Origin of the sequence: Planococcus sp. SSTMD024 (genome assembly GCF_041320495.1) — a bacterium.
Classification (GTDB): domain Bacteria; phylum Bacillota; class Bacilli; order Bacillales_A; family Planococcaceae; genus Planococcus.
In genome coordinates, this window is the sequence record NZ_JBGGNS010000010.1 from 1 (window position 1) to 22,792 (window position 22,792).

Sequence of the window (22,792 nt, forward strand, 5' to 3'; positions counted from 1 at the left end):
TCGATGTTGTAGCCGACGTATGTAAGGGTATCATCGATGATCGAACTGATCGCCGATTGTGTTGCGACTACACCTTCTAAACCTTTAGTTGTTGCTGTCATAATAATCTCTCCCTTTTGATCATTCTGGTTGCCGGTCAAAACAACAGGCGACAAGATTTTTGAAGCGCTTTCATCTGGTTCCAAAAAATAAAGCCTGTGCTTTCGAGACCGGATTTAACTGATTATTATGTAAGTTTACAGGATATAAGCTAACCGTAGGGGTTGGTGAGCTGAAACACGGAAAAAGGTGGTGAGGCAGTTAATTAGCGGGCTGAATGACTGGGTAATTATTATTTTTTGCGTTAAATGGCATAGTTAAGCAGAGGGAAAATCCAGAAGGAAGCCAGCGTGCGCCATGCCGCGGTCTAGCTACTTGAATGTTTATACTTTTTAAAAAAAGGGAAAATGCTCTTGCTTGTATTTTTGAAAAGCTTTTTCTTATAATAGGACTATCAGTCGAGAATGGAAATGACTTGAAAAATGGCGAGAGATGGACATACAGAGAAGGAGTAAACCCATTGAAAACAACGGAACAAGGGATCCGCTACATTGAATTGATGGATGGAGAGCCGGAAATTGACATTCCGGCTATGGTGAAAAAAGCGAAAACAGCATACAAACCGTTTAATTTTAAAGATAAGATTGAACTACTTTTCTTTTACAGTGAACGCAAAGATTTCAGCCATGCGATTTTCACTGAATACGGCATCATCGACGATGAATTTGACGGCAAGAAAGCGGTCCATCATCCATTTGGCGTTAAAAGCATCATCGGCATTGAAATATCGGGAGACGACACCATTCCCTTGATTGCCTTCGTGATCGGCCAGGCGATTGAACATTTTAAGCAAAATATGGATATTCGGCGGCACGCCGAATGGCAGGAGTTGGACAAAAGTGACAACTACCAATGCTGGCAAACGTATTTCTGCCAGGTCCATAGTTCAGCCATCCGGCACGGGTTGGAAGGATCTGCGGATATGTTTTTGAAAAGCTTGCCGTTTGTCTTGGCGAAAAAGGAAGAAAGTTTTTCTGCGCCATATTTTACAGGAACATTCCGCCATTTAATCCACAGCTTAAGCGAACTGTATGTTATGAGGCAAGCGGGCGAAACGGAACAGGCGGACGACTACACGAGAACAATCAGGGAACTCACTGGCCCGCCCTTCATGGAAATCTACGAGAAGCTTTACACTGAACTGGCGGAGTACTTGGAAACACTGGGCACCAAATACAACGAAGTACACGATTATGCGATTTTCACTGTCATTGAGGAGCGCAAAAATCAATTCACCGCGTTATACGGCTGATTTTTCTTCCCATACTATACGACCGTTCAGCAGAATGAAGATAACACGACTTTTGAAGAAGCCTTCGCAGCAGCGAAGGCTTCTTTTTATTGAAAGGATATTCAGAAAAGTCTAAATGAGGGGTAGCATTTCACAAGGCAAGTACGGTACACTTTCTATTAACGGAAGGATTAAGGTTTATTTCCTTAAATAAGAAAAGCAGGTGACATCCATGAAACAACAAGCACAAGAATTATTTGAAGAAATACGCGCGTTCCGCCAGGATCTCCATGAACATCCAGAACTGAGCGGCGAAGAAATGGAAACTTCGAAAAAAATCCAGGCAAAGCTCGATGAATACGGCATTCAATACCACACTGGATTTGCGAAAACAGGTGTGCTCGGCGTCATTGAAGGGGGCAAGCCCGGGAAAACGGTGGGCTTGCGTGCCGATATCGACGCTTTGCCGATCCTGGAGAAAGCAGATGTTCCGTTCAAATCCAAAGTCGACGGGAAAATGCATGCATGCGGCCATGATGCGCATACTGCGATGCTGCTGGGAGTGGGAAAATTGCTCCAGCAACAAAAAGACGAGATAGCGGGAACGGTATTGCTCGTCTTCCAGCCGGCTGAAGAAAATGCGCCGACTGGCGGAGCAGAACAGATGATGGCAGACGGGGTGTTCGATCGCTACCAGCCGGACGTCTTATTGGCGCAGCACGTTTGGCCAGGGCTTCCAGCCGGGCAAGTTGGCGTCATTGACGGGGCTATCATGGGGAATTCTGACCGTTTCCACGTTACGATCCACGGATCGGGCGGCCATGCCTCGATGCCGCATCAGACAATTGATGCCATCGTCATCGCCAACCAAGTGATGTCGGCGATCCAGACCATCATCAGCCGAAACGCCAACCCGATGGACTCCGGCGTCATCACGATCGGAAAAATCACCGGCGGCTACCGCTATAATGTCGTAGCAGACTGCGTGGTGCTAGAAGGCACGATCCGTTCATTATCAGACGAGACGAAGAAATTATTGAAAAAACGGTTCCACGAAGTCGTCCAAGGGACAGCCGAAATGATGGGCGGCTCGTGTGAAATTGACTATTCGGACGGATATCCGGCAACGGTCAATACAAAACGCTGGGCTGAAGTGGTCCGTGACTCTGCGAAAAGGCAATTGGGTACGGAATCTGCTCCTGAAGTGATCGGCAGCATGGCTGGCGAAGATTTCGGGCGCTTCTTGAAAAAGTATGAAGGCGTTTACTACTGGCTCGGTACATCGGTCGGGGAAAACCAAAAGCCGCTCCATGACCCGGGTTTTATGATCGACGAACAGGCATTGCCGATCGGGACCGGACTCATGGCGCAAGCAGCACTCGATGTGCTTGCGGAATTGAATAAATAGGAGGAATGGACATGGCAGATGCTATTGAGCAGTTTATGGAAGAAATAGAACCGCATCTCATCGACCAAAGGCGCAAACGGCATAAATATCCTGAAATCGGTTTTGCGGAATATGTGACGACGTATGAGTTAAGCGAACAGCTAGCCGGTAAAGGCTTTGAATTTTTTTTCGGCACCGATTTTTTAACAAGTGCTGAACGCATGGGCGTGCCGCGACAACAATTTCTGGAGCAACAAGAACAACGGGCACTCGATCAAGGTGTCCCTCGTGACTTTCTGGAGCGGATGAAAGGCGGCCATACCGGATTTGTTGCTGTGCTCGATACCGGCAAAAAGGGGCCGAATTTCGCTTATCGCTTTGATATCGATGCCTTGCCCATTGAAGAAGACGATACTTCAAGCCATGTGCCGGCTAAGCATGCTTTCCGCTCAGAAGTTCCCGGCATGATGCACGCCTGCGGCCACGATGGGCATGCCGCTATCGGGCTCGGGCTGGCTGAATACCTGGCGAATGAAAAAGACAATCTGCGGGGCAAGTACACGATTATCTTTCAGCCAGCCGAAGAAGGCGGACGCGGGGCGAAGGCCGTTGTCGATAAAGGCTGGCTCGACGATGCGGATTATTTCCTGAGCGGCCATGTCGGCATACACGATCTGCCATCAGGCACTGTCGCAGCGGCTACGTCCAAGTTTTTGGCGAGTTCCAAAATCAATGCGAAATTCAGCGGCAAATCGGCGCATTCCGGATTAGAACCGAACGCAGGCCGCAATGCTTTGCTCGCGGCAGCATCCGCCACCATGCACTTACACGGCATTTCGCGCCATAAAGACGGGGCGACTCGCATCAATGTCGGCACCTTGCATGCCGGATCGGGGCGCAATATCATCCCTGATCGAGCGCTGATGGAAATCGAGACGCGCGGCGAGACCAACGAATTGGACGAATACATGCAGGACCAAGCAGTGCGCATCCTAAAAGCGAGCGCAGCGATGTTTGATGTCGAATTGGAAATCGAGCATATGGGAAAAGCGATTTCAGCCGACGCAGATCTTGAGTTTGCTGATACCGTGGATCGGGCCTGTGGAGTGTCGAAACGCTTGAACATCGTGCCGCATTTGCCGATCGGCGCGTCAGAAGATGTCACGTATATGCTGGAGCGAGTCCGCGACCGCGGCGGCAAAGCGACATTCATGATTTTTGCCAGCCCCTTGCCGGCAGGCCATCACCACCCGCGTTTTGATTACGAGGAACAGGCATTGGCGGCAGGATTGGAAACGTTGATCCGGACGACCGATCATTTGCTGAAGGAGGACGAGACCCGTGAAGAACTGGCTGATTGAGCAATTACTGCGGATGAATTTGAGCGATGCACTGGTCCAACCGCAAGGGTTTACACGTGAAGGCTATACAGCGGCAGAAACAGAGGCCATTGAGGTCTTTAAAGCGATCGCTGAAGAACTGGGGCTCGAGGTTTCAGAAGACGCCGCAGGTAATGCCATCGCCCGCTGGAACGTTGTGGGCGGGCGTGCGGCAGTTGCGACCGGGTCGCATCTTGACACTGTGCCAAACGGGGGGGCATTCGACGGCGGTGCAGGCGTCGTATGCGGGCTCGGGGCCATCAAGATGCTGAAAGAGGCCGATTTTCAACCGCAGTGCCCGATCGAAGTCATTTGCTTCCGTTCGGAAGAATCGTCGCGTTTTGGCGTCTCGACGATCGGCAGCAAAGCGATGAGCGGATTATTGGATCCGTCCATAGGCACGCTTGAAGACCAACACGGCATCACGCTTGCGCAAGCTGTCGAAAGCCAAGGGTTTGTATGGCAAGACCTGATGAATGCGAAGCGCCCGAAACAAGAGTTGAAATGCTTTGTCGAGCTGCATATCGAACAAGGGATGCATATCGTCAATCATGAAAAAGATTATGGTGTCGTCAAAGGCGTCGCTTGCCCCATCCGCTTAGCGGTCACGTTTAACGGAAAGGCCGGCCATACAGGGACGACGCCAATGGACCAAAGGCAAGATGCGCTGGCAGCTGCTGCGCCGTTCATTTCGTTTGTCCAGGAGACGGCGCTTCAAATGAACGACGCATACGAAAAATCATTGGTCGCCACCGTCTCGACATTGACGGCTTCGCCGAATTCGATGAACGTCATCCCGCAAACCGTCACAGCAGGGGTCGATATCCGCAGTGTGGATGATTCATTGAAAAAGAAGATGGCAGATGCCATACAGAGCGAAGCGAAGCGCATTGAAGAAACGACAGGCGTAAAGATCGATATCGAAGTGCTGGTCGACAACCCATCCGTTTTGCTCGATGACAACATCGCCCAGCAATTGGTCAATGCCGGCGACCATGAAGCTTATTTGGCGCACCGGATGGATAGCGGCGCAGGGCATGATGTCATGAATATGGCGCAAACCTGGCCAAGCGGGTTGTTGTTCATTCCCTGCAAGGATGGCTTGAGCCATCATCCTGACGAATACGCTACTGCTGAAGATTTGAAGATGGGCGTTGAATTATTGTCCCGCTTCTTGATGGAGGCCACTGCAAATGAGGGAGATCGTTAAAGTCGGGTTGATCGGGCCGAACGATTCGGTCAATGAAACGATGAAAGCGGCAAGAAGTATAGAAGGCATCGAACTCATCCCGTTTATTTACCAGCATACGGAAGAAACGAAAAACATCATCAACCAACATTCAGCGCGCATTGGCCATTGGCTGTTTTCAGGCCCCGCGCCTTATCATTTTGCATTGAAAGAAAAGTTGATCGATGCGGATCACGCGGATTATATTTTGCTGCACGGCTCAAGTTTGCTCGGGACGATGCTCGATGCCTTTATGCAAGAAGGGGCAGTGTTGTCGAGCATCAGCGTCGATTCGGTCCCGCGCCGTGAAGTTTTGAAAATGCTCAAGGATTTTGATCTGGAAAAAATGGAGATCCATACGGCACCGGAGCTCGGCTATATCCCAGCTGAGGAATTGATCGACTATCACGAGAAACTGTACCGTTCGGGGCACATTCAAGCAGCGCTCACTTGCGTCCACGCTGCCTATAACGGCTTGAAGGAGCGCGGCGTGCCTGTCTACCGGATCAGCGTATCGGAACTCGCAGCCCACCGCGCGATTTCCGTCATCAAGGAAAGAAGCCTGTCGGATTTATACCGCATGAAGCAATTGGCGATGATCGGCATCGAAATCATTTACCCAAGCCAAGCGCAGCAGCGCAAGACACCATTCAAGATCGAACGCCAGGAACTCGCAATGAATCGCGTGCTCATCGATTTCGCCGAAGAAGTCAAAGGCTCGAAAGTCGGAATGGGCAATGGCATCTATTTTATCTATACGACTCGGGGAGAACTCGAGCTTTACGGCAAATCCCATCACCCTGAAGAATTGAAGGAAGAGATTTTTGCCAACAGCAAGTTCCAGGTCCGTATCGGCATCGGCTATGGCCGGACCGTCACGGAGTCTGAACAGAATGTGCGGCTGGCGCTCGACTATGCAAGAGAAAAAGAAAACGGCGTCGTCATCAATATCGACGAAGGCGGTAAAGTGACTGAAATCAACTCATCGGGCGATCGTCTCCGCTATAGTCGACGCAGCTCAGAGGCAAAATGGCAAGAAGCGCTGAAAGGCGCAGCGATCAGCCAAACTGTCATCGCACGCATTGAATCCTTATCCCGCCATTATGCGAAAGACGAAATCACCGCCTTGGAATTATCGCAATGGATGAATAGCACAGAACGCAATGCGCGCCGGATCTTGACGGAACTCGAAAACATCGGCGTAGCGGAAGTAGCGGGGGAAGAAGCCGGCCGGCGTGGCCGGCCTCGAAAATTGTACCGATTGATATTCGGTGCATAAAACGAAAAGGGAGGAATGGGAATGGCAACACCGACAGAACAACCAGACAAAAAAGGATTTTTGAATTTCATTGAAAAGTGGGGCAACCGCTTGCCCGATCCATTCTTCATTTTTGTATACTTAGCAGTTTTTGTCGTATTGCTGTCATGGCTGGTCAGTTCGCTCGGCACCACAGTCGTCCATCCGGGAACGGGTGAGGAGCTGGCGATTCAAAGCATCGTTTCAGGGGAAGGGATTCGCTATATCCTGGCAGAGACGATCAACAACTTCACCGGCTTTGCGCCGCTCGGGCTCGTGCTCGTCATGATGCTCGGAATCGGCTTGGCAGAACGTGTCGGGCTGATGGAGACCGCCATCAAAAAATCCATCCTGAACGCACCGAAATCACTCATCACTTATGCGGTCATTTTCACGGGGATCATGGGGAACTTGGCGTCAGACGCCGCCTTTATCCTGGTCCCGCCGCTTGCAGCGATGGTCTTCGCTTCTGTCGGGAGGCATCCGCTCGCTGGACTTGCGGCCGGGTTTGCCGGAACCGGCGCTGGATTTACAGCAAATATCCTTATTACCGGAACGGACGCACTGCTATCTGGTATTTCCACGGAAGCGGCCAGAGCCATCGACGATTCTTTCGTCGTGACGCCAGTCGATAACTGGTACTTCATGAGTGCCTCGGTCGTGGTCATGGCGATCGTCGGGGCGATCATCACCGAGAAGTTGGTCGAGCCGCGACTCGGCAAATACACGGGCAAAGCCGATAATTCCTTTGAGCCGGTGACGAAACAGGAAAACAAAGGCTTATTAAATGCCGTGATTGCAGGGGCTGTCTATATTGGCTTGATCGCCTTGCTGCTGTTCTTCCCTGGTTCGCCTGTCCGAAACGAAGACGGCGGCATCATCCCGTCGCCATTCCTATCTGGCATCGTCCCGATCATCTTGTTCTTTTTCATAACGGTGGCTGTTGCATACGGCATCACCGTCAAGAAAATCACCGAATCGAAAGATATTCCTGTCTATATGGGAGATGCCATCAAGGACATGTCCGGCTATATCGTCTTGATCTTCGCTGCAGCCCAGTTCATCAATTATTTCAACTGGAGCAACCTCGGCATCTGGCTCGCCGTCAACAGCGCTGAATTCTTGACGAGCATCAATATGACAGGATTGCCGGTCATGGTCGGCTTCAGTGTCCTCGCCGCACTGTTGAATCTCTTGATTTTCAGCGGGTCCGCACAATGGGCGTTGATGGCGCCGATTTTCATCCCGATGTTTATGCTGCTTGATTATCATCCGGCATTTGTCCAATTGGCGTTCCGCATCGCGGATTCATCGACGAACATCATCACGCCGCTCAATCCGTATATTTTGATTGTCCTCGCCTTTATGCGGGAATACGACAAAAAAGCGGGCCTTGGCACATTAATTTCCTTAATGTTGCCATACAGCCTCATTTTCTTCGGGGTCTGGCTTGTCATGATGATCATCTTTGCGTTGACGGGGCTGCCGATCGGCCCTGGAATCAGCTTGCGCATGTAAAAAAGAAAATCCGCCTCTTAGCAGGCGGATTTTTTTGGCGAGCTGGGTTGATTTGAGAACACAGGGAGGACGTTGTTATGGGGGGAACCGGAGTTTTCGAAAGTTTTTTCCGTTTGTTAATAGTTTGTTCATAGTTGCCCTGTATACTGGTCTAGGAAGTCATCCGAGTGGAGGGTGTGTGGAATGAACCGTCAATCCAATCAAATGAAGCAGTTAAAAAGAATGTTCGATGAATCGTATGAAGCGTGCAGAAAAACCAACGGCGCCATCGTTTCCGAACTGCGCAAACAAGGCGTCAACGCTTCACTATGTAAAAAGCCGGCGATTCTTGAACCGTCTGTCTGAACCTCTAACAGCTCTCGAACTGCCGCTAATGAACTTGTAATGACCAACAAAAAAGCTGTCCCTGCTGCCAATCCGGCAGAGGGGCAGCTTTTTCAGTTAATAGCTAAGCCCTTTTTCGTAGAGCCACATTTTCAAGCTCCCGAATGAAGGGAAGGAGATGGATTCGCCGGTTTCAGGATGTTCGGCGCGGACGATGATGTCCAATTCGTTCGGTGTAAAAGACCAGCCTTCTTCCATAAGGGAACGCACCACTTTCACCATCATGCTCGAACCTTTAATCGTACCCATTTCCATCGCTATCATCTCCTTCAGTGTATATCTCCCATTATAACAGGGAAATCTATATTGGTAGTACACATATGCTTTCTGTAGTATTCCTGTAAAGGGGTTTTTTTAAACCCACTTTCAGAGCAAAACTTACTGCCAACGCAAAGACAATGGTTTTAGCAGAAAAATATCGATGCCAGCCCTTTGAAATCAGTCTTGCGAAAAGGAAAAGTACCGCCTTTTTTGCCGGCAAAAAGGAGATATGGGAGCATTCTTCGAACAATTGGGAATTGGGAAAAAACTGGTTGACTTTTGCAGTAAACCACCTATAATTCACAGTAACAGCATCGTTTATGGAAAAGAGTCTCTGGCCTCGTTATAAATAATCGGCGATCGAGGAGGAAGAGTGATGAAGTTCATGCCCAGAAAGCGGGAGGATTTCTTCCCGAAACTGTTCCAAAGCGATTTGGATTCGGATTTTTTTGACCGATTCTTCAAGGAAAGCAATTACCCGCAAGTCGATGTAAAAGAAGCGAATGGGCAATACGAAGTGGTGGTCGATGTTCCTGGTTTCTCAAAAGATGACATCCAAGTCGATTACAAAGACGGCTATCTATCAATCAGCGGCAAAAAAGAAGAAAGCTCGGAAACGTCGGAAGACGAAGGCCATTACATCCGCAAGGAACGCTCTTTTGGATCCTTCAAACGCAGCTTCTATGTCGGGGATGTCGATGACCAGGCCATCAAAGGGAATTTCAAGGATGGTGTCTTGCAATTAACTGTGCCGAAGCCGGAAGAAAAAGAGTCCGGAAATGGCAAACGCATCGAAATCGAGTGAAGAGCCCGGCCAGAGGCTCTTTTTTTTCGTTTCCTTAAAAGCTGCATGGGTATAATATTAGGTAAGTGTGGATATTGTCAGAAGGTGAGGTATGCAGATGGAAAAGGCAGAACCATCGAACGCTGAAGAAATGAACTCAAAGCTCAGAAAGAGGAATTTCTGGTCCGGTTTATTGTTCGGCATCGGCATGATGGCATTTATCGATGAAGTTATTTTCCACCAATTGCTTCAATGGCATCATTTCTATGATTTGGCGACACCTCAAATCGGCATTTTTGCAGATGGCTTACTGAACTCATTCGCTTGGTTTGCAGCGATCGGCGGGCTGTTCATGTTCGCGGATCTAAGAAGGCGCCAAGCGGTCCAGATGCGGTACTGGATAGCCTCGATTCTCATTGGCGCAGGGGGATTCCAGCTGTTTGACGGCATCATCGACCACAAAGTACTTAGAACCCATCAGGTTCGTTACCATGTCGAATTATGGCCTTATGACTTGAGCTGGAACCTGTTTGGTGCCGCATTGCTCATTGCAGGGCTTGTTCTTGCAAAATCCAGCAAGGAAAGGCGGTCCGCGTGACGAGATGCTACATCACTACCTTAGCCCGGTGGAACCTTGGTTTCAGCTGACGGCGGCTTTATTGCTGGCGTGGGCGCTGATGTTTTACCCGATGCTCGCGATCTGGACCAATGAACGCTACAAAAAATGGCCTGTGCACCGTTACTTGTTTTGGTATGCCGGCGTCATTGCGGCAGGAGCGGCTCTGGTCGGCCCGTTGGCGGACACAGCGCATACGAGTTTTTCTGCCCATATGACAGGGCATTTGCTGCTCGGCATGCTGGCGCCGCTGCTACTGCTGCATGGCAAACCTTTAACCTTATTGATGAGGGGCTTGCCGACAAATGCGGCGCGCCGTCTGAGCCGGCTGTTGAACAGCCATTTTATTGCAATTGTCAGCCACCCTGTCAGTACTGCTATCTTGAATTTTGGCGGGCTGTTCATTCTGTACCGGACAGATCTTTTCTTATTGATGCATCAATCAACATGGATTTATGCATTGGTCCATATTCATGTTTTAGTGGCGGGATATGTGTTCACTTGGTCAATTTTGTACCCCGATTTGACTGCGCATCGGCATTCATTCCGGTTGCGCGCCGCAGTTTTGATTGTGGTACTTGCGGCCCATAAGGTATTAGCGAAATCCCTATACGCCATGCCTCCAGCCGGAGTCACGACAACTGATGGGGAGATGGGGGCGCTGATAATGTATTATGGTGGAGATGCAGTCGATATGGCCATCATCATCCTTTTTTGCTATAGCTGGCATAAAGCGACAGCACCCGGGCGAATCGCCCGCGCAATATGAAAGCCATTTCCTTTTGGGAGATGGTTTTTTCGAGTTTTAACCCGCCTTGCTTTTTCCATGCGGCCGGGCGGAAAGAGCAAATTGATGGTAGAATAGAAGAAAGCAATGGTCAGGAGGCACGTAATGAATAGCTACATCGTCATGCAGGGGGAAACTTACAGAGAAGAAAAGCGCCTCGGAATTCTCCGTGCGCCTATGAAAGATAAATCAGGAGCGACGCCGCATTCATGGAGTCGCGTAAAATCGCTGCAAAAAGGAGACCGGACCTTCCATTATGTCAGGGGGGCACTCGTTGCGGTCGGGACTATCCAGGAAGATGCACGGGAACAAAATACAGGTGCGCAAGAAGCTGAATGGGTGGCACCTTGTGAATATTTGGAGCTGGATGAACCTTTGGAAATCGCGTCTTGCATCAAGGTAGTGGCAGAATACCTGCCGGTCAAATACTCTGCTTTCCAGCCCGACGGCAATGGCAACTCCGGTTATTTATACCCGTGCAATGAATCATTGGCATTGGCGTTTTTGGAATTATTGTCGTCATCGAAATGGCGGAACATAGAACAATTGGAATTTGTTTATGATGCAGTGCGTGAGGAAAAATACAATTCCTTGACCGCCTGGATGATGGATTCTGAATACTTGCTGCGGCAAAAATTCAGGGTATTGACAGGGCGGTTTAAAACACTGCAATTGGAACAGCGTGGAAACAAGTGCGCCATTTGCAGCCTCTCCAATCCTGCGCTGCTAAGAGCGGTTTACAGCAAGCCTTGGAAGGATAGCACCGATGCGGAACGGATCGACCCGGCGAATGGCACACTATTATGCGCCAACCACGCCGGGCTTTACGAAAGCGGACAAATTGCCTTCACCGGTGCAGGCACGCTCAGGATGTCGACATCGCTTCAACGGGAAGCAGGTAAGTACGGCTTAAAGAAAAATATGCGCATCGCCGCAAGTGATTTGAATACGCCATTTTTCAGATGGCATAGGAATAATTGTTTCATAAATGAATAAAAGAGCAAAGCGCGCGGCAGTGGCCACGCGCTTTTTATTTATCCCGAAGCGATAAGCTCCCCGCCTTTTTAGTTATCCATAAATGAATAATTATGAATAGAACATTATCATAAATATATTCAAAAAATATTCACTATTAATTCAGTGTGGATGAGTGGAAAGCACTCATTCTTCTGCTGGGGTTTGGTGTTGTGTGAAATAGATCGGGAGTTTGAATATCTTGATGAATATTTCGTGGTGGTATGGTATAGTATATTCGATTAGTGAATGAATGGAGAGGGTGGCGGAGATGGTATCGACAACAGAAGTAGCAAAACATGCAGGTGTATCTCAAACGACTGTGTCCCGTGTATTGAATCGGCCTGAGCAAGTCAGAAAAGAAACGTATGACAAAGTGATGCAAGCCTTGGCTGAATTGGATTACGGAAACGCAAACATTTCGAATGCAGAACCGGCGGTACCGTCGAAACAGGTAGCGGTGCTTTTTTCGAAGGATTGCGCCCCCGGCGACTTTTCCCGTTTGCAAGAATTGACCGAATCGGCACAGTTGTCCGGTTATCAGCTGGCGGGATATGCGTTGACTGGAAGTGAATCATTGGAAGAGAGCAAAACCTTAGTGAACGGCGCTGTTGGCGTTATCGGCATTGGCGGCATTCCGAGCGAACTGCAGGAATATTTTAATGAAACGGGCCTTGTTTTTTTACAAGCCGAAGAGACAGCGGATGACGCGAAACCATTGGATGGGCGAAAAGCAGCATATCTTGCTGCCGGCCATCTTGCTGAAAAAGGCCACCACCAGATCGCTTGGGTAGGGGGGGATCTTCCGGACAGCGGTGAAAAGCTTCAAGGATTCTATGAAGCATTGGCCCATCATCAATTGAAACTGCGCAAAAAACGAATCCATACGACACAAAGCCCTTCGGATTTCGACGCCATTGCAGCCAAACTCCGGTCGTTCAAGAAACCGACGAGCGCTTTTGTCGCAGCGAGCTATGAAGATGGGCTGAAATTATTCAATGCCCTGAAAAGCGCGGGATTCAAAGTGCCAAAAGACATCAGCATCGTGGTGGTAGGAGAACCGGAAGAAGAGGGGGCTGTTGAATTAACAGCTGTTAAACCGCCATCGGCTGCACAGCCATTTGCCCAGCGAGTGATGGGGCGCCTGCTCCAGCAGATCGAAGGAAAAGAGACGGAGGTACAAGCTGTCGAGGACGAATTGCAACTCGTCAAGGGAACCACTGTGAAGAAGTTTAAAGAGCGGCAAAAAAGTAAAGCGTGACCATAAATAAAGCGTCCGGACAGTCTTCCTGTCCGGACGCTTTTCTATGGTTAGAGTTCTTTATGCGAAAACGGGCATTTGCCTTTGACTGGTTCAATATCATCCCCGATGAAGAATTGTTTCCATTCATTGTGTTCAGGGTCCCCAAAATGGCTGATGTCTGGGTGGGTCGGCAATTCGTCCCATTTCTCGACACGTTCCCGCACCTTCTCGCGCGACATAATGCCGCCTTTTTCAGTGCCTGTCAGTCCTTCGAAGATCCTTCTCGGCTGGAATCCGAGTACCATCGAATTTCCGAGGTGGCGGGTGCGCCGCTGTTTATAGGCAGGCGCGTTGCCAAAGATGAAAATGGGTTCTCCTTTGAAGTTGAAATCCCATAGATAATGATCAGGATCCCGTGGCGCTTGGTCCGGCCATTCGGTATCATCCATGTCATGAAGATACTGCAGAATCTCCCAGAACTGCTTGCGGTAAGCATCGAGCGGCCCTTCGGATTCAAACGGCTCCACAAACACAAACAGGCCATGCCGCTTATGTTTCGGGTCTTCGAATAATGTCAAAAATTCCGCAACGGCTCCCGGCAAGTTGGACCAATCATCCTGGCTTATGTATGCATAGCGCAGCTCGCTTTTCAATTCGCCGCTTCTGCCAAAATAGCACGGAAACGTCTTGTCCGTCACCGTTTCATGGAAAGTCTTGTATTCACGCAGCAACCAGTCAGGCAGGTCGGTGCGGTTCGTAAAATCTTCTTTTGTCAATAAAGCAGGTATAGTCGTTTGCATTAATTAGCCTCCATTTTCAAAATCTCACCCTTCAAATTGTTCCCTCAATGGTTTTAATTGAAACACCTTTTCTTACTTTGTTGGAAAAACGACAATAACAGGAAATGAAAAAAGCGCCAGGAAATCGCGCTTTTTCATGACCGGCTTTTCGGTTGGTATTAAGGGGAGTTTGATTCATTTATTGATCAAAGGTCGGTTGCTGTACCCGGCCATTCCTCGCCCGTCATTTCCACAAGGCCGAGAAGCTTTCTTCTGCGCCGCTCAAGAGATTCCATCGCTTTTTCATAGGACTCTGCATCGACAGTCGGAATCGAACGGTCGAGATTCGCCAGCACTTGATGGGGCGGGACCACGGTGGATGCGTCGATGGATGAGCTATGCAAGGTATCCAAATAACTGGTGATGCTGCTTGAGAGTTCCAGCATCAATAAAGTGTTTGGCTGGACCTCCGGCGGTACGCCGTGTTTCAGCAAAGTCAATGATTCATCGAGTACGACGATATTCACGGGCAGTGAGCGGTCATGTGTCGAACTGCGGTAATAATGGAGGACGGGATAGGCATTGTATTTCGATACGGCATTGCTTAAGTCATTCGCGAACGTATCAAGCAATAGGTTGAGATTGTCGAAGTTGTTCCCATTCCATGCATTGTTGACTAACGAGGCGGGATCTTTGGCGATGCCGCTGATGCTTGAGGCAAGCGAACGTTTTTCCGTTACGGCGCTCAAGACCTGCAGCAAATAGGTGACGCCAAATGTAATGAATAGCATGCCGGTTCCGGTCGCAAAGATCGCCACAATCTGCCAGATGCCGTCATCCGGCGCGAATTCGCCATTGCCAAGCGTGAAGATCAAATACCCTGCATAATAGGCGTATTCAATCCAAGACAGCGGGCCGCCATCTTTTGTATCGACAATCATATCAGAACTTGCAAAAATAAACGTCCAGCCAGTCCATAGCAGGAAAATCCAAGTCGCCAAGGTGGAAACCAGGATAATCGGCCCCGCAAGGCTCAGGAGTTTTGCATTGTTCCGGCTCACTTGTTTATGGATCGTCCAGTAGGCGGAAGTAAGCTTGTTGGTCAATGGGCCGGCGCCACCGTCGACCCATAAAGTCGTCCAGATGAAATCGATCAATGTGAGGACGACGATGAGGATGCCGATAAATAGATAAAGCTGATCCATCAATATTCCTCCTTTTAGGTGCTACTTGTCCATACCCTTACAGTGCCTCGGGTTATGCATCGAAGCGTGAAATAGGCTAACAAACGGCAGAATATGCTAAAATGAAAAGATACGATAAAGAGGGGGCGTGCAGAAGATTGGGCCAGAATTTCCGGGCGAGTGCCCTGTATCAAAAGGCACTCCGACGCAAACGACGCAATGCGGCGAAGCCGCACCATATACAGAAAATCCTCATTCTCGGCGATTCCGTAGCTTATGGTTACGGGACTGAGGGCGGGATTGCGAGACATTTGAAAGATAGTTTTCCGGATAGCGAAGTGCTGAACTTCGGCATCAACGGATTGACAAGCGATGGCCTCGTCGAACGGCTGCGGGCAGACTACTGGCAGGCGGAATTGGCGCAAGCCGACCTTGTGCTGCTCAATATCGGCGGCAACGATTTGTTAAGGCAATACCAGGGCGGAGGCGCAAGCGAGCTGATTCGCCAGTTTTCTTCTTTGAAAAAGAAATACCGCCGCAATTTGCTGGAGATTTATGGGCATATTCGAGATGGCAACGATCGAGTGGTGGTTGTCCAAAACAGCTTATATAATTCGATGAAAAAAGAAGTGCAGTATTTCGGTTTCACGAAGCTCTTGTTCCGCATGTGGAACTCAGCCATCGGCGCAAAAGGTGTCATTGTCACGAACACTAGGGAAATGGGCAAATTGCCGTCCATCTGGCTGGACTCGATTCATCCGAATGAAGAGGGCTATGCGATCATGCACCAACTATTGCTGGAAACATTGCAGACGACCGGCATAGCGGTGCCTAGAGAGCGGCGTTGAACGATTAGACCCGGGCCATCCATGGTTTCCGGGTTTTTGAGTGCCTGAAAAAGGAGTGGAGTAGCGGCAGCAATCAGTGGGATAAAATGCTTGTGGTTTTAATGGGGTGTGGTATATTATGTCTATAAAAAACAAATATAGGATGGTTCTCACGGTTTACATTAGTTCTTTAGACCGGCAAATGGATTTGGGATAAAGGGGTGAGGCGTATGAGAAGGAAGCTGGTGCTGATCCAATTGTCCAGGGCGTTGGTGCCGATATTGGTCATGCTTCACCATTTATCGACGACCATGATGGACTATTATGGGTTTAACATATGGAATTTGGCGTACTTGCCGCTGACGGGCGGTGTCTATTATTTCTTTTCCTTATCCGGTTTCATGGCGTATTATATATACCGTCAAAAATTCGGCAAAAAAGGCCAAGTATCGGATTTTCTGATCAATCGCTTCATTCGGATCTATCCACTGTATTGGGTCGTGACCTTGGCGTTTCTAATCCTGGCATTTCTCTTCCCGTGGTTTGCGACGGGGGCAGAGCGGGATCCTGCGGTTATTTTGACCTCGATTTTTTTGGTCCCGAATCCTGAATGGCAAGACCCGTTCTTGATTGTTGCTTGGTCATTGGAGTACACGATTTATTTCTATCTCATGTTTTCCGCCTTGTTTCTGAGCCCGCGTTTCCTCGGGAAGGCGCTATTTGCTGGCTGGGGCGTCCTGTCATTTCTGGGCGCCACGGGCATTGTCTATATTGACCATTTCCTGTTCGATTTCCTGTTTGTTTCCTATAATTTTATGTTCATAGCGGGTGTGGTTTGTGCATGGCTCATACTCAACATTAAAATTCCGCTCGGCGTAGGATACCTATTCATTGTACTCGGATTGCTCGGCTTCCCTGTAACTTGGATGAATGCGTTGAATCCTTTTACGGAAATCAGCTTCGAACTGAGTGCTAGTGTCTCTATCATGTTGTTGCTGATTGGGCTTGGCGCCGTCGATTTGAAAAAGGATATCCACATTCCGAACGCCCTGCACCAGCTCGGCAATGCCGCTTTTTCAATTTATCTTGTCCATAATGTAGTGCTCGACTTATTTTCTGAATTGATGGACCAAGCAGGATTGCATGAAGTGTTTGGCGATGTCGGCATGAGCCTGGTGCTTGTCGCTTTGATGCTGTTCTTTGGGATTATGGCGCATTTCAAGCTGGAGCTGCCGCTGCACCGGAAGTTTAAAGGCTGGCTGCAGCGGAACAAGAGGCCTGTAGTGGCGGCAAGTGATACAGATGCTGCGACGAAAAACACTTAAAAACCCCTAAGCCAAGGCTTAGGGGTTTTTATCTTATTCCGGCTTATTCAATAAATTCTGCAAGGCCTTTTTTTCCCGGTTAATTTCATCAACGGTACGGATGCCCATTTTGCGGAAAATGGTGATCGGCGGCGTCCAGCCTTGCAGCGCATGTTGAATGATGGCTGCGCTTGAAGCGCCTGCCAGAAGGGCCCATTTTCTATTGGTCCGAACTGCCAAAAGAGCGGAAATGGCGGCGACGGATGCCAAATTTACTTTCAGTAGGCGTTCCGTGTCCCATTCGTGGTCCAACTCTTCAATGCGCGCCTGGATTTCATTTTTGCCTTGGCGCTTGTAATAATTGACAGAAGCTTCCGTTTCGCGTTCGATTTGCTGATTGATGTAATCTGGTGTGCGGTCGTTCACTTTAGATTGTGTCGATGGCAATTGTTCTTTTGCTAAATCAAGTCCCATGAAAAAATCCTCCATTTCATTGCAAGTCCTGCTTCTAGTATTCCGCAAATGTCTTTTCTTTAAACCCTAAAGTGCATGTGAGCCTTGCGGAGAAACTCAATCGATGCTATCTGTCTGGTCTTTCATGATCTGTTCATCCATCGGTCCGACGATTTTTTGGGCGATTTCGCCTTTCGTGTTGAGGATGTATGTGGTCGGCACGGTCCGGATTTGATACGTTTGGGCGGTGCTGCCGGTTTCGTCCATCGGCATGGAGAAGGTCAAGCCGAATTCATCGATGAAAGAGCGGATTGCTTCATCGCCGTTATCCTGTGCGGTCAAGTTGACTGCTAGAATTTCGACGTCTCCGCCTGTGTTGTTTTCATGAAATTCCTGCATATGCGGCATTTCAGCACGGCACGGGGGGCACCAGGTCGCCCAAAAGTTCAAGATGACTTTCTTGCCGCGGTAATCGGAGAGTTTCACCATTTCGCCGTTCTGGTCGGTCAATGTGAAATCAGGGGCTGTTTGCCCTTGTGAGAGCCCCTCTGCAAGAGAAGTTTCTTGTGCAGTTGTGGAACTGGTGGATTCGCTAGTGTCAATAGGGGCAGCATCTTCTTCGAAGAAGTTGATGGCGATGATGGCAATTGCCGCCAGCAGCAAGATGCCGATAATGGCTTTTTTGATCATGTGATCGGTCCTTTCTGTTCAAAACGTCTAAACATAGCAGCAGTGAATGCGGCAACGGCGAGGAGCGTTGCATTTTGCCACGTCAATAGCGGCCCGAATGCGCTTAAGATGAGCAATTCCACTGTGAAAAATGCAGCGAGCATCAAGCCGTTCGGGACGTCTGGGCGTTTGGCGAGCAAGCGGATGGACAAAACGGCCGCTGCCAAAAGTGATGCATGCAGCGCTGATTGGACGAAATTGTCTTCAAACAATTGCAAAATGGCCTGGTACGCTAAAAAAAACAATAACCAGGCATTTGCGGCCTGTGCCCCCAAAGCGCCATGTCTTTGTTGCGCGACAAGCAAATAAGCCATCACCAAGGTAATGGCGAGCAGATGTCCATACGAACCGCCATTAAAATAAAGAATGGATAAAGGCATGTCAAGAAAATGCTGCAAATTGAAAACGATGTAACTGAGCTTCCATACAAGGATGTAGAGCGCCAAAGCGTTCCAGTACCATTCGCCGGGTTTGTGCCCTGCCGCAGCGCGCATCAACAAGCTTGCCGCTGCGGCTGCCAACAGCACAGAAACCCATACCGCAGGAACGGTCAGGTGCAGGATTGGAACATAGCTCATTGGCTTTGTCCCGCGCGGTGTCTATTCATTATAAAGATACCTCCGTCCGTATTGAAAATCTTATGCCTGGCGCTTTCAATTATAACGGAAAGTTCCATTTTTTCATCTCTTGCGATGTTTACAACAATAAGCCTATTGCGCCGAGTTTCCGGACAAAAGCCAGGCTGTGAACAAGTTCACAGCCTGGCATGGATGCGGGTGACGAAATTTCGAACTCTCGTTCACTCGTATTGTTTCCATACTTCGGGCAGAAGCCCCGCAATGTCGCGGGCAAGCATCGTGTGGGGGGAGCGGCTTTTGATGAATTCGTCTGCACACGCTCCGTGCAAGTAGACGGCATTCAGCACAGCATGGCGCCAATTTTCGTGGCAGCACAGCATGCCGAGCATCATGCCACTCAGCATATCCCCGGTACCGCCTTTTGCCAGTGCTGCATTTCCTGTCGGGTTGCGAAACAGTTCGCCATCCGGGAAAGCGATGGTCGTTTGCGGGCCTTTCAAAACGACCGTTAAGTGATGCTCCATTGCATAATGCGATGCGCAAGATTCTGGAGACTTTGCGATCTGCTCTTTTGAATAACCGGAAATCCGGCTGAATTCACCGACATGCGGAGTCAAGATGAGGGGGGCGTTTCTCTCACCATAGTTTCGTTCGCTAAGGGCGCCGGCATCGAGTATGAGCGGGGCTTGGGACTTCAGCAAGGTTTCAACAGCCGCTTCGGTCAATGCATCCGGCACCGTACCCGGCCCGCAGGCGATGGCTTTGTAGGAAGAGAGTGAATGGGTGCCATTGGCGATATGGATCAGCGCATCCGGCACATACGTCGCTTCGGCCGCTGCGTGTGCGATTGCGCGGATGGTTTCCCGATACGTGCCGATTGCCAATTTCCCGACGCCGCTTGTCAGCGCGCCGAGACCGGATATCAAGGCAGCCCCGGGCATGTCCGGGCCTCCCGCCACTAATAGCGCCGTGCCGAACACGCCTTTGTGGCTGTCTTGTGCACGTTTTGGCAATGTGCGGCGCACCATTTCCTGTGACCAGAGGATGCTGTCTTGCGGTTTTTGTGACTCAATCATATAAATCCCTCCCGGTTTTCTTATATACAATAACTGTAGCCGATTCCAGCCCATAGGCAAACCTAAACGTGCGATTGATGCGAACAGATTAGCTTATCGTGTTTTGCATGAATGAACAGCTTCAGCCGGTGATGGCAGCCTGCAGGTATTTCGTCCCGCTAAACAATAAAAACTGGCAAGCTGAAAACTTCCTCTCCGGCAATGGTAACGGGCGAAGTGCAGTGGACGAAGTGGATTATATATCCAAAGAACTGAAATTTCTGACAACTATAGGCAATCCTCACAAGCTTTGCTATACTCAGCCTATTCAATTCAAAAGGAGTGGGGACAGTGAAAAAACACATATTCAAAACCATGACCATGGCGGGGCTTTGCGCGATGCTGGCGATGCCGGTGCAGGCGGCAGAACCTGCCCAGACGATTGAGCACCATCATGAAAACGCCATTTCCGGCTTTATCGATTATGGAGAGCTGCAAAAAGAACTCCAGCGCATCGAAGCCAATAGTAAAGGCTCGGTTTCGGTAGATGTTGCCGGCCAATCATTCGAAGGGCGCGACATTTATACCGCAACAGTCGGGACAGGCGACAAAGTGCTGCTGATCCAAAGCGAAATCCATGGCAACGAAAAAACGGGCACCGTGGCCATTTTGAATATGCTGAAAACCCTGTCCGGCAACTCGAAAGCAGCCAAAGCCTTGCGCGATGAAGTGACCATTGTCTTCATGCCGATGATGAACCCGGATGCTTCAGAAGGCGATAAGCGCCGCAATAGCATGACGTGGAGCGATGTCGTGGCGGACTATCCGGAACTTGCCGCTGCAACACCATCATGGAATTATTTGGACCGCGGCGTCAGCCAAAGCTATGATTACGGCGCGAATCCTGGATTCGATGTCAACCGTGACTTCAACCCGGACCTGGACTATGTGCCACAAGCGGAAGATTTCCCGGGCGCATCGAACGAACCCGGCTGGTTTATCACAAAAGAAGCCCAAGTTTCGCGTGACGTCTACAAATCGCTGCAAGCGGAATACGGCACCGTCGATGTCTTTATCGACCTTCATCACCAAGGCATGTATTATGTCGATGGCACTTCGGATCCGGTGACGTTATCGCTGTCGGCACAATTCGTGCCGGACCCATCAACTGCTGAAGGGGCGAAATACAGCGAATATGCAGACCGCTACGATTATGATTTTTCGCGCCAGCTGAATGTAGCGGCGTATGAGGAACTGCAGTCCTATGGCAATTCGAAATTCACCAATATCTCGCTTTATTCACAAGGGCTCGATTTGCCGGGCACGGCGCTCGGCAGTTACGCACTGAACGGCAGCGGCACCGTGTTGTTCGAAGTGCGCGGCCAAACCCAGTCGCTTGGCCAGAAAGAAAAAGGCCAGTTGGTCAAATCGGTGGAACGCGGTTTGACGGCCATTGTGGAAGGCGTGGCTGATGACAGTGTTTATTCATTGGACCCGGAAGCCTATGAAGACATTCCGCTGACTTCCTATAGACCAAGCAATTAAGATAAAACGCCGCCTGGATGGGCGGCGTTTTTAGTTGCCGAGTTGTCGGCCGAGCATAGGCTTTGATAGACTGAAGACAAACAGAAAGGGGTGTCTTATGGCAATCAGTAAACTGAACGACCGCATTCACTTAATCGATGGTTTCGACCTGGGGCTGGAACAACGCACAGGGAGCTACGTCATCATGGAACAGCAGCTGACAATTATCGAAACAGGCCCGAGCCCGTCGGTGGAGCATGTGAAACAAGGATTGAACGAACTCGGCCTCTCACTCGAGGAGGTCCGCTACATCATCGTGACGCACATCCACCTCGACCACGCCGGGGGAGCGGGCTTACTAATGCAGGATTGCCCGAACGCCACACTCATCGTCCATCCGAAAGGCGCCAGGCATTTGGCGGACCCGAGCCGCCTCATCGCCGGGGCGCGCGCGGTATATGGAGGCAAATTCGACGAATTGTTCAATCCGATTGTCCCGGTGCCCGAACACCGCGTCGCCATCAAAACAGAAGGAGACCGCTTGCAAATCGGTCCGGATTGCACGCTTGAGTTCTGGGATACGCCGGGCCATGCCAAGCACCATATCGGCATTCTAGACCCTGTGTCGAATGGGTTTTTCGCGGGCGATACGGCAGGTATCCGTTATGTACAGCTGATTGAAGATGGCATCGACTTTTATTTGCCATCGACCTCGCCGAACCAATTCGATCCCGCGGCCATGAAAGCATCGATTGAACGGATAAAAAACCAGCAATTCGATTGGCTCTATTTTGGGCATTTCGGCGCTGCACAGAACCCGGATGCAGCGCTGGACCAGGTGCTGACATGGTTGGAAGTGTTCGTTGAAGAAGGAAAGGCCGCTTGTGACAACGATGAATCGGCGGATCAATTGGCGAAACGGCTGGCGGCACCGGTGATGGCACAGTTGGCGGAACAAGGCATCAATCAGACGCACCGCGTCATGCCTTATATCGAAATGGACTTACAGGTCAGCGCCCAGGGCTTGCTGGATTATTTCCAAAAACAAAGCTGAACCGTTCTGAAAAAAAGTTCATCCCCAGTGAATAGGACGGTTTACCGCCGCTATTTTACGGGCAAAGACTAGGGCAG

General features: G+C 49.8%; 23 protein-coding genes. 16 read left to right on the top strand and 7 right to left on the bottom strand.

Annotated features, from left to right (window positions below):
- The first annotated feature begins 559 nt into the window (after positions 1-559).
- From AB9R92_RS02240 to AB9R92_RS02270, 7 genes are all read left to right on the top strand, one after another.
- Complete coding sequence (locus tag AB9R92_RS02240; RefSeq protein WP_370667906.1) at positions 560-1,351, top strand: hypothetical protein; 792 nt, start codon at positions 560-562, stop codon at positions 1,349-1,351.
- Positions 1,352-1,562: 211 nt separating this feature from the next.
- Positions 1,563-2,738 (top strand): M20 metallopeptidase family protein, encoded by a 1,176-nt coding sequence (locus AB9R92_RS02245; protein WP_370667907.1) that lies wholly within the window; start codon positions 1,563-1,565, stop codon positions 2,736-2,738.
- A gap of 11 nt (positions 2,739-2,749) precedes the next feature.
- A complete protein-coding gene (locus tag AB9R92_RS02250) occupies positions 2,750-4,078 on the top strand; it encodes an amidohydrolase (RefSeq protein ID WP_370667908.1) in 1,329 nt (442 codons plus the stop codon).
- On the top strand, positions 4,059-5,306 hold the full coding sequence (locus AB9R92_RS02255; RefSeq protein WP_370667909.1) for a M20 family metallo-hydrolase: 1,248 nt from the start codon (positions 4,059-4,061) through the stop codon (positions 5,304-5,306). Before AB9R92_RS02250 ends, AB9R92_RS02255 begins: the two co-directional genes overlap by 20 nt.
- Positions 5,290-6,603 (top strand): helix-turn-helix domain-containing protein, encoded by a 1,314-nt coding sequence (locus AB9R92_RS02260; protein WP_370667910.1) that lies wholly within the window; start codon positions 5,290-5,292, stop codon positions 6,601-6,603. The genes AB9R92_RS02255 and AB9R92_RS02260 overlap by 17 nt, the downstream gene beginning before the upstream one ends.
- Positions 6,604-6,624: 21 nt before the next feature.
- A complete protein-coding gene (locus tag AB9R92_RS02265; RefSeq protein ID WP_370667911.1) occupies positions 6,625-8,139 on the top strand; it encodes an AbgT family transporter in 1,515 nt (504 codons plus the stop codon).
- A 183-nt stretch (positions 8,140-8,322) separates the two neighbouring features.
- Positions 8,323-8,484: a hypothetical protein gene (locus AB9R92_RS02270; protein WP_167399200.1), complete on the top strand. Its 162-nt coding sequence runs from the start codon at positions 8,323-8,325 to the stop codon at positions 8,482-8,484.
- Positions 8,485-8,580: 96 nt separating this feature from the next.
- Here the strand turns inward: AB9R92_RS02270 and AB9R92_RS02275 are convergent, their stop codons facing one another.
- Positions 8,581-8,778 (bottom strand): hypothetical protein, encoded by a 198-nt coding sequence (locus AB9R92_RS02275; RefSeq protein ID WP_058380680.1) that lies wholly within the window; start codon positions 8,776-8,778, stop codon positions 8,581-8,583.
- A 382-nt stretch (positions 8,779-9,160) separates the two neighbouring features.
- Between AB9R92_RS02275 and AB9R92_RS02280 the strand changes: the two genes are divergently transcribed.
- From AB9R92_RS02280 to AB9R92_RS02300, 5 genes are all read left to right on the top strand, one after another.
- Positions 9,161-9,589: an Hsp20/alpha crystallin family protein gene (locus AB9R92_RS02280; protein WP_370667912.1), complete on the top strand. Its 429-nt coding sequence runs from the start codon at positions 9,161-9,163 to the stop codon at positions 9,587-9,589.
- Between the two features lie 91 nt (positions 9,590-9,680).
- A complete protein-coding gene (locus AB9R92_RS02285) occupies positions 9,681-10,166 on the top strand; it encodes a DUF2243 domain-containing protein (RefSeq protein WP_370667914.1) in 486 nt (161 codons plus the stop codon).
- A gap of 4 nt (positions 10,167-10,170) precedes the next feature.
- A complete protein-coding gene (locus AB9R92_RS02290) occupies positions 10,171-10,953 on the top strand; it encodes a cytochrome c oxidase assembly protein (RefSeq protein WP_370667915.1) in 783 nt (260 codons plus the stop codon).
- Between the two features lie 123 nt (positions 10,954-11,076).
- On the top strand, positions 11,077-11,967 hold the full coding sequence (locus AB9R92_RS02295) for an HNH endonuclease (RefSeq protein WP_370667916.1): 891 nt from the start codon (positions 11,077-11,079) through the stop codon (positions 11,965-11,967).
- Positions 11,968-12,256: 289 nt separating this feature from the next.
- A complete protein-coding gene (locus AB9R92_RS02300; RefSeq protein ID WP_370667917.1) occupies positions 12,257-13,246 on the top strand; it encodes a LacI family DNA-binding transcriptional regulator in 990 nt (329 codons plus the stop codon).
- Positions 13,247-13,296: 50 nt separating this feature from the next.
- On the opposite strand, the gene AB9R92_RS02305 is transcribed toward AB9R92_RS02300, so the two are convergent.
- Both AB9R92_RS02305 and AB9R92_RS02310 read right to left on the bottom strand, forming a co-directional pair.
- Positions 13,297-14,028 (bottom strand): YqcI/YcgG family protein, encoded by a 732-nt coding sequence (locus AB9R92_RS02305; RefSeq protein ID WP_370667918.1) that lies wholly within the window; start codon positions 14,026-14,028, stop codon positions 13,297-13,299.
- 185 nt (positions 14,029-14,213) lie between these two features.
- The gene (locus AB9R92_RS02310) at positions 14,214-15,212 is read right to left on the bottom strand and encodes an ion channel (protein WP_370667919.1); all 999 of its coding nucleotides are present in this window, start codon (positions 15,210-15,212) and stop codon (positions 14,214-14,216) included.
- Between the two features lie 101 nt (positions 15,213-15,313).
- Between AB9R92_RS02310 and AB9R92_RS02315 the strand changes: the two genes are divergently transcribed.
- Both AB9R92_RS02315 and AB9R92_RS02320 read left to right on the top strand, forming a co-directional pair.
- Entirely contained in the window at positions 15,314-16,039 is a 726-nt protein-coding gene (locus tag AB9R92_RS02315) for an SGNH/GDSL hydrolase family protein (RefSeq protein WP_370667920.1), read from the top strand.
- 209 nt (positions 16,040-16,248) lie between these two features.
- Positions 16,249-17,343 (top strand): acyltransferase family protein, encoded by a 1,095-nt coding sequence (locus AB9R92_RS02320; RefSeq protein WP_370667922.1) that lies wholly within the window; start codon positions 16,249-16,251, stop codon positions 17,341-17,343.
- A 33-nt stretch (positions 17,344-17,376) separates the two neighbouring features.
- Here the strand turns inward: AB9R92_RS02320 and AB9R92_RS02325 are convergent, their stop codons facing one another.
- The 4 genes from AB9R92_RS02325 to AB9R92_RS02340 form a co-directional block, all read right to left on the bottom strand.
- Positions 17,377-17,796 (bottom strand): DUF2892 domain-containing protein, encoded by a 420-nt coding sequence (locus AB9R92_RS02325; RefSeq protein ID WP_370667924.1) that lies wholly within the window; start codon positions 17,794-17,796, stop codon positions 17,377-17,379.
- 96 nt (positions 17,797-17,892) lie between these two features.
- A complete protein-coding gene (locus AB9R92_RS02330) occupies positions 17,893-18,465 on the bottom strand; it encodes a peroxiredoxin family protein (protein WP_370667925.1) in 573 nt (190 codons plus the stop codon).
- On the bottom strand, positions 18,462-19,082 hold the full coding sequence (locus tag AB9R92_RS02335; RefSeq protein ID WP_370667926.1) for a hypothetical protein: 621 nt from the start codon (positions 19,080-19,082) through the stop codon (positions 18,462-18,464). Before AB9R92_RS02335 ends, AB9R92_RS02330 begins: the two co-directional genes overlap by 4 nt.
- Positions 19,083-19,303: 221 nt before the next feature.
- Positions 19,304-20,158: an NAD(P)H-hydrate dehydratase gene (locus AB9R92_RS02340; protein WP_370667927.1), complete on the bottom strand. Its 855-nt coding sequence runs from the start codon at positions 20,156-20,158 to the stop codon at positions 19,304-19,306.
- A gap of 387 nt (positions 20,159-20,545) precedes the next feature.
- On the opposite strand from AB9R92_RS02340, the gene AB9R92_RS02345 reads away from it, so the two are divergent.
- Both AB9R92_RS02345 and AB9R92_RS02350 read left to right on the top strand, forming a co-directional pair.
- Entirely contained in the window at positions 20,546-21,682 is a 1,137-nt protein-coding gene (locus AB9R92_RS02345) for a M14 family zinc carboxypeptidase (protein WP_370667943.1), read from the top strand.
- A gap of 97 nt (positions 21,683-21,779) precedes the next feature.
- Entirely contained in the window at positions 21,780-22,715 is a 936-nt protein-coding gene (locus tag AB9R92_RS02350) for an MBL fold metallo-hydrolase (RefSeq protein WP_370667928.1), read from the top strand.
- Positions 22,716-22,792: the final 77 nt, after the last annotated feature.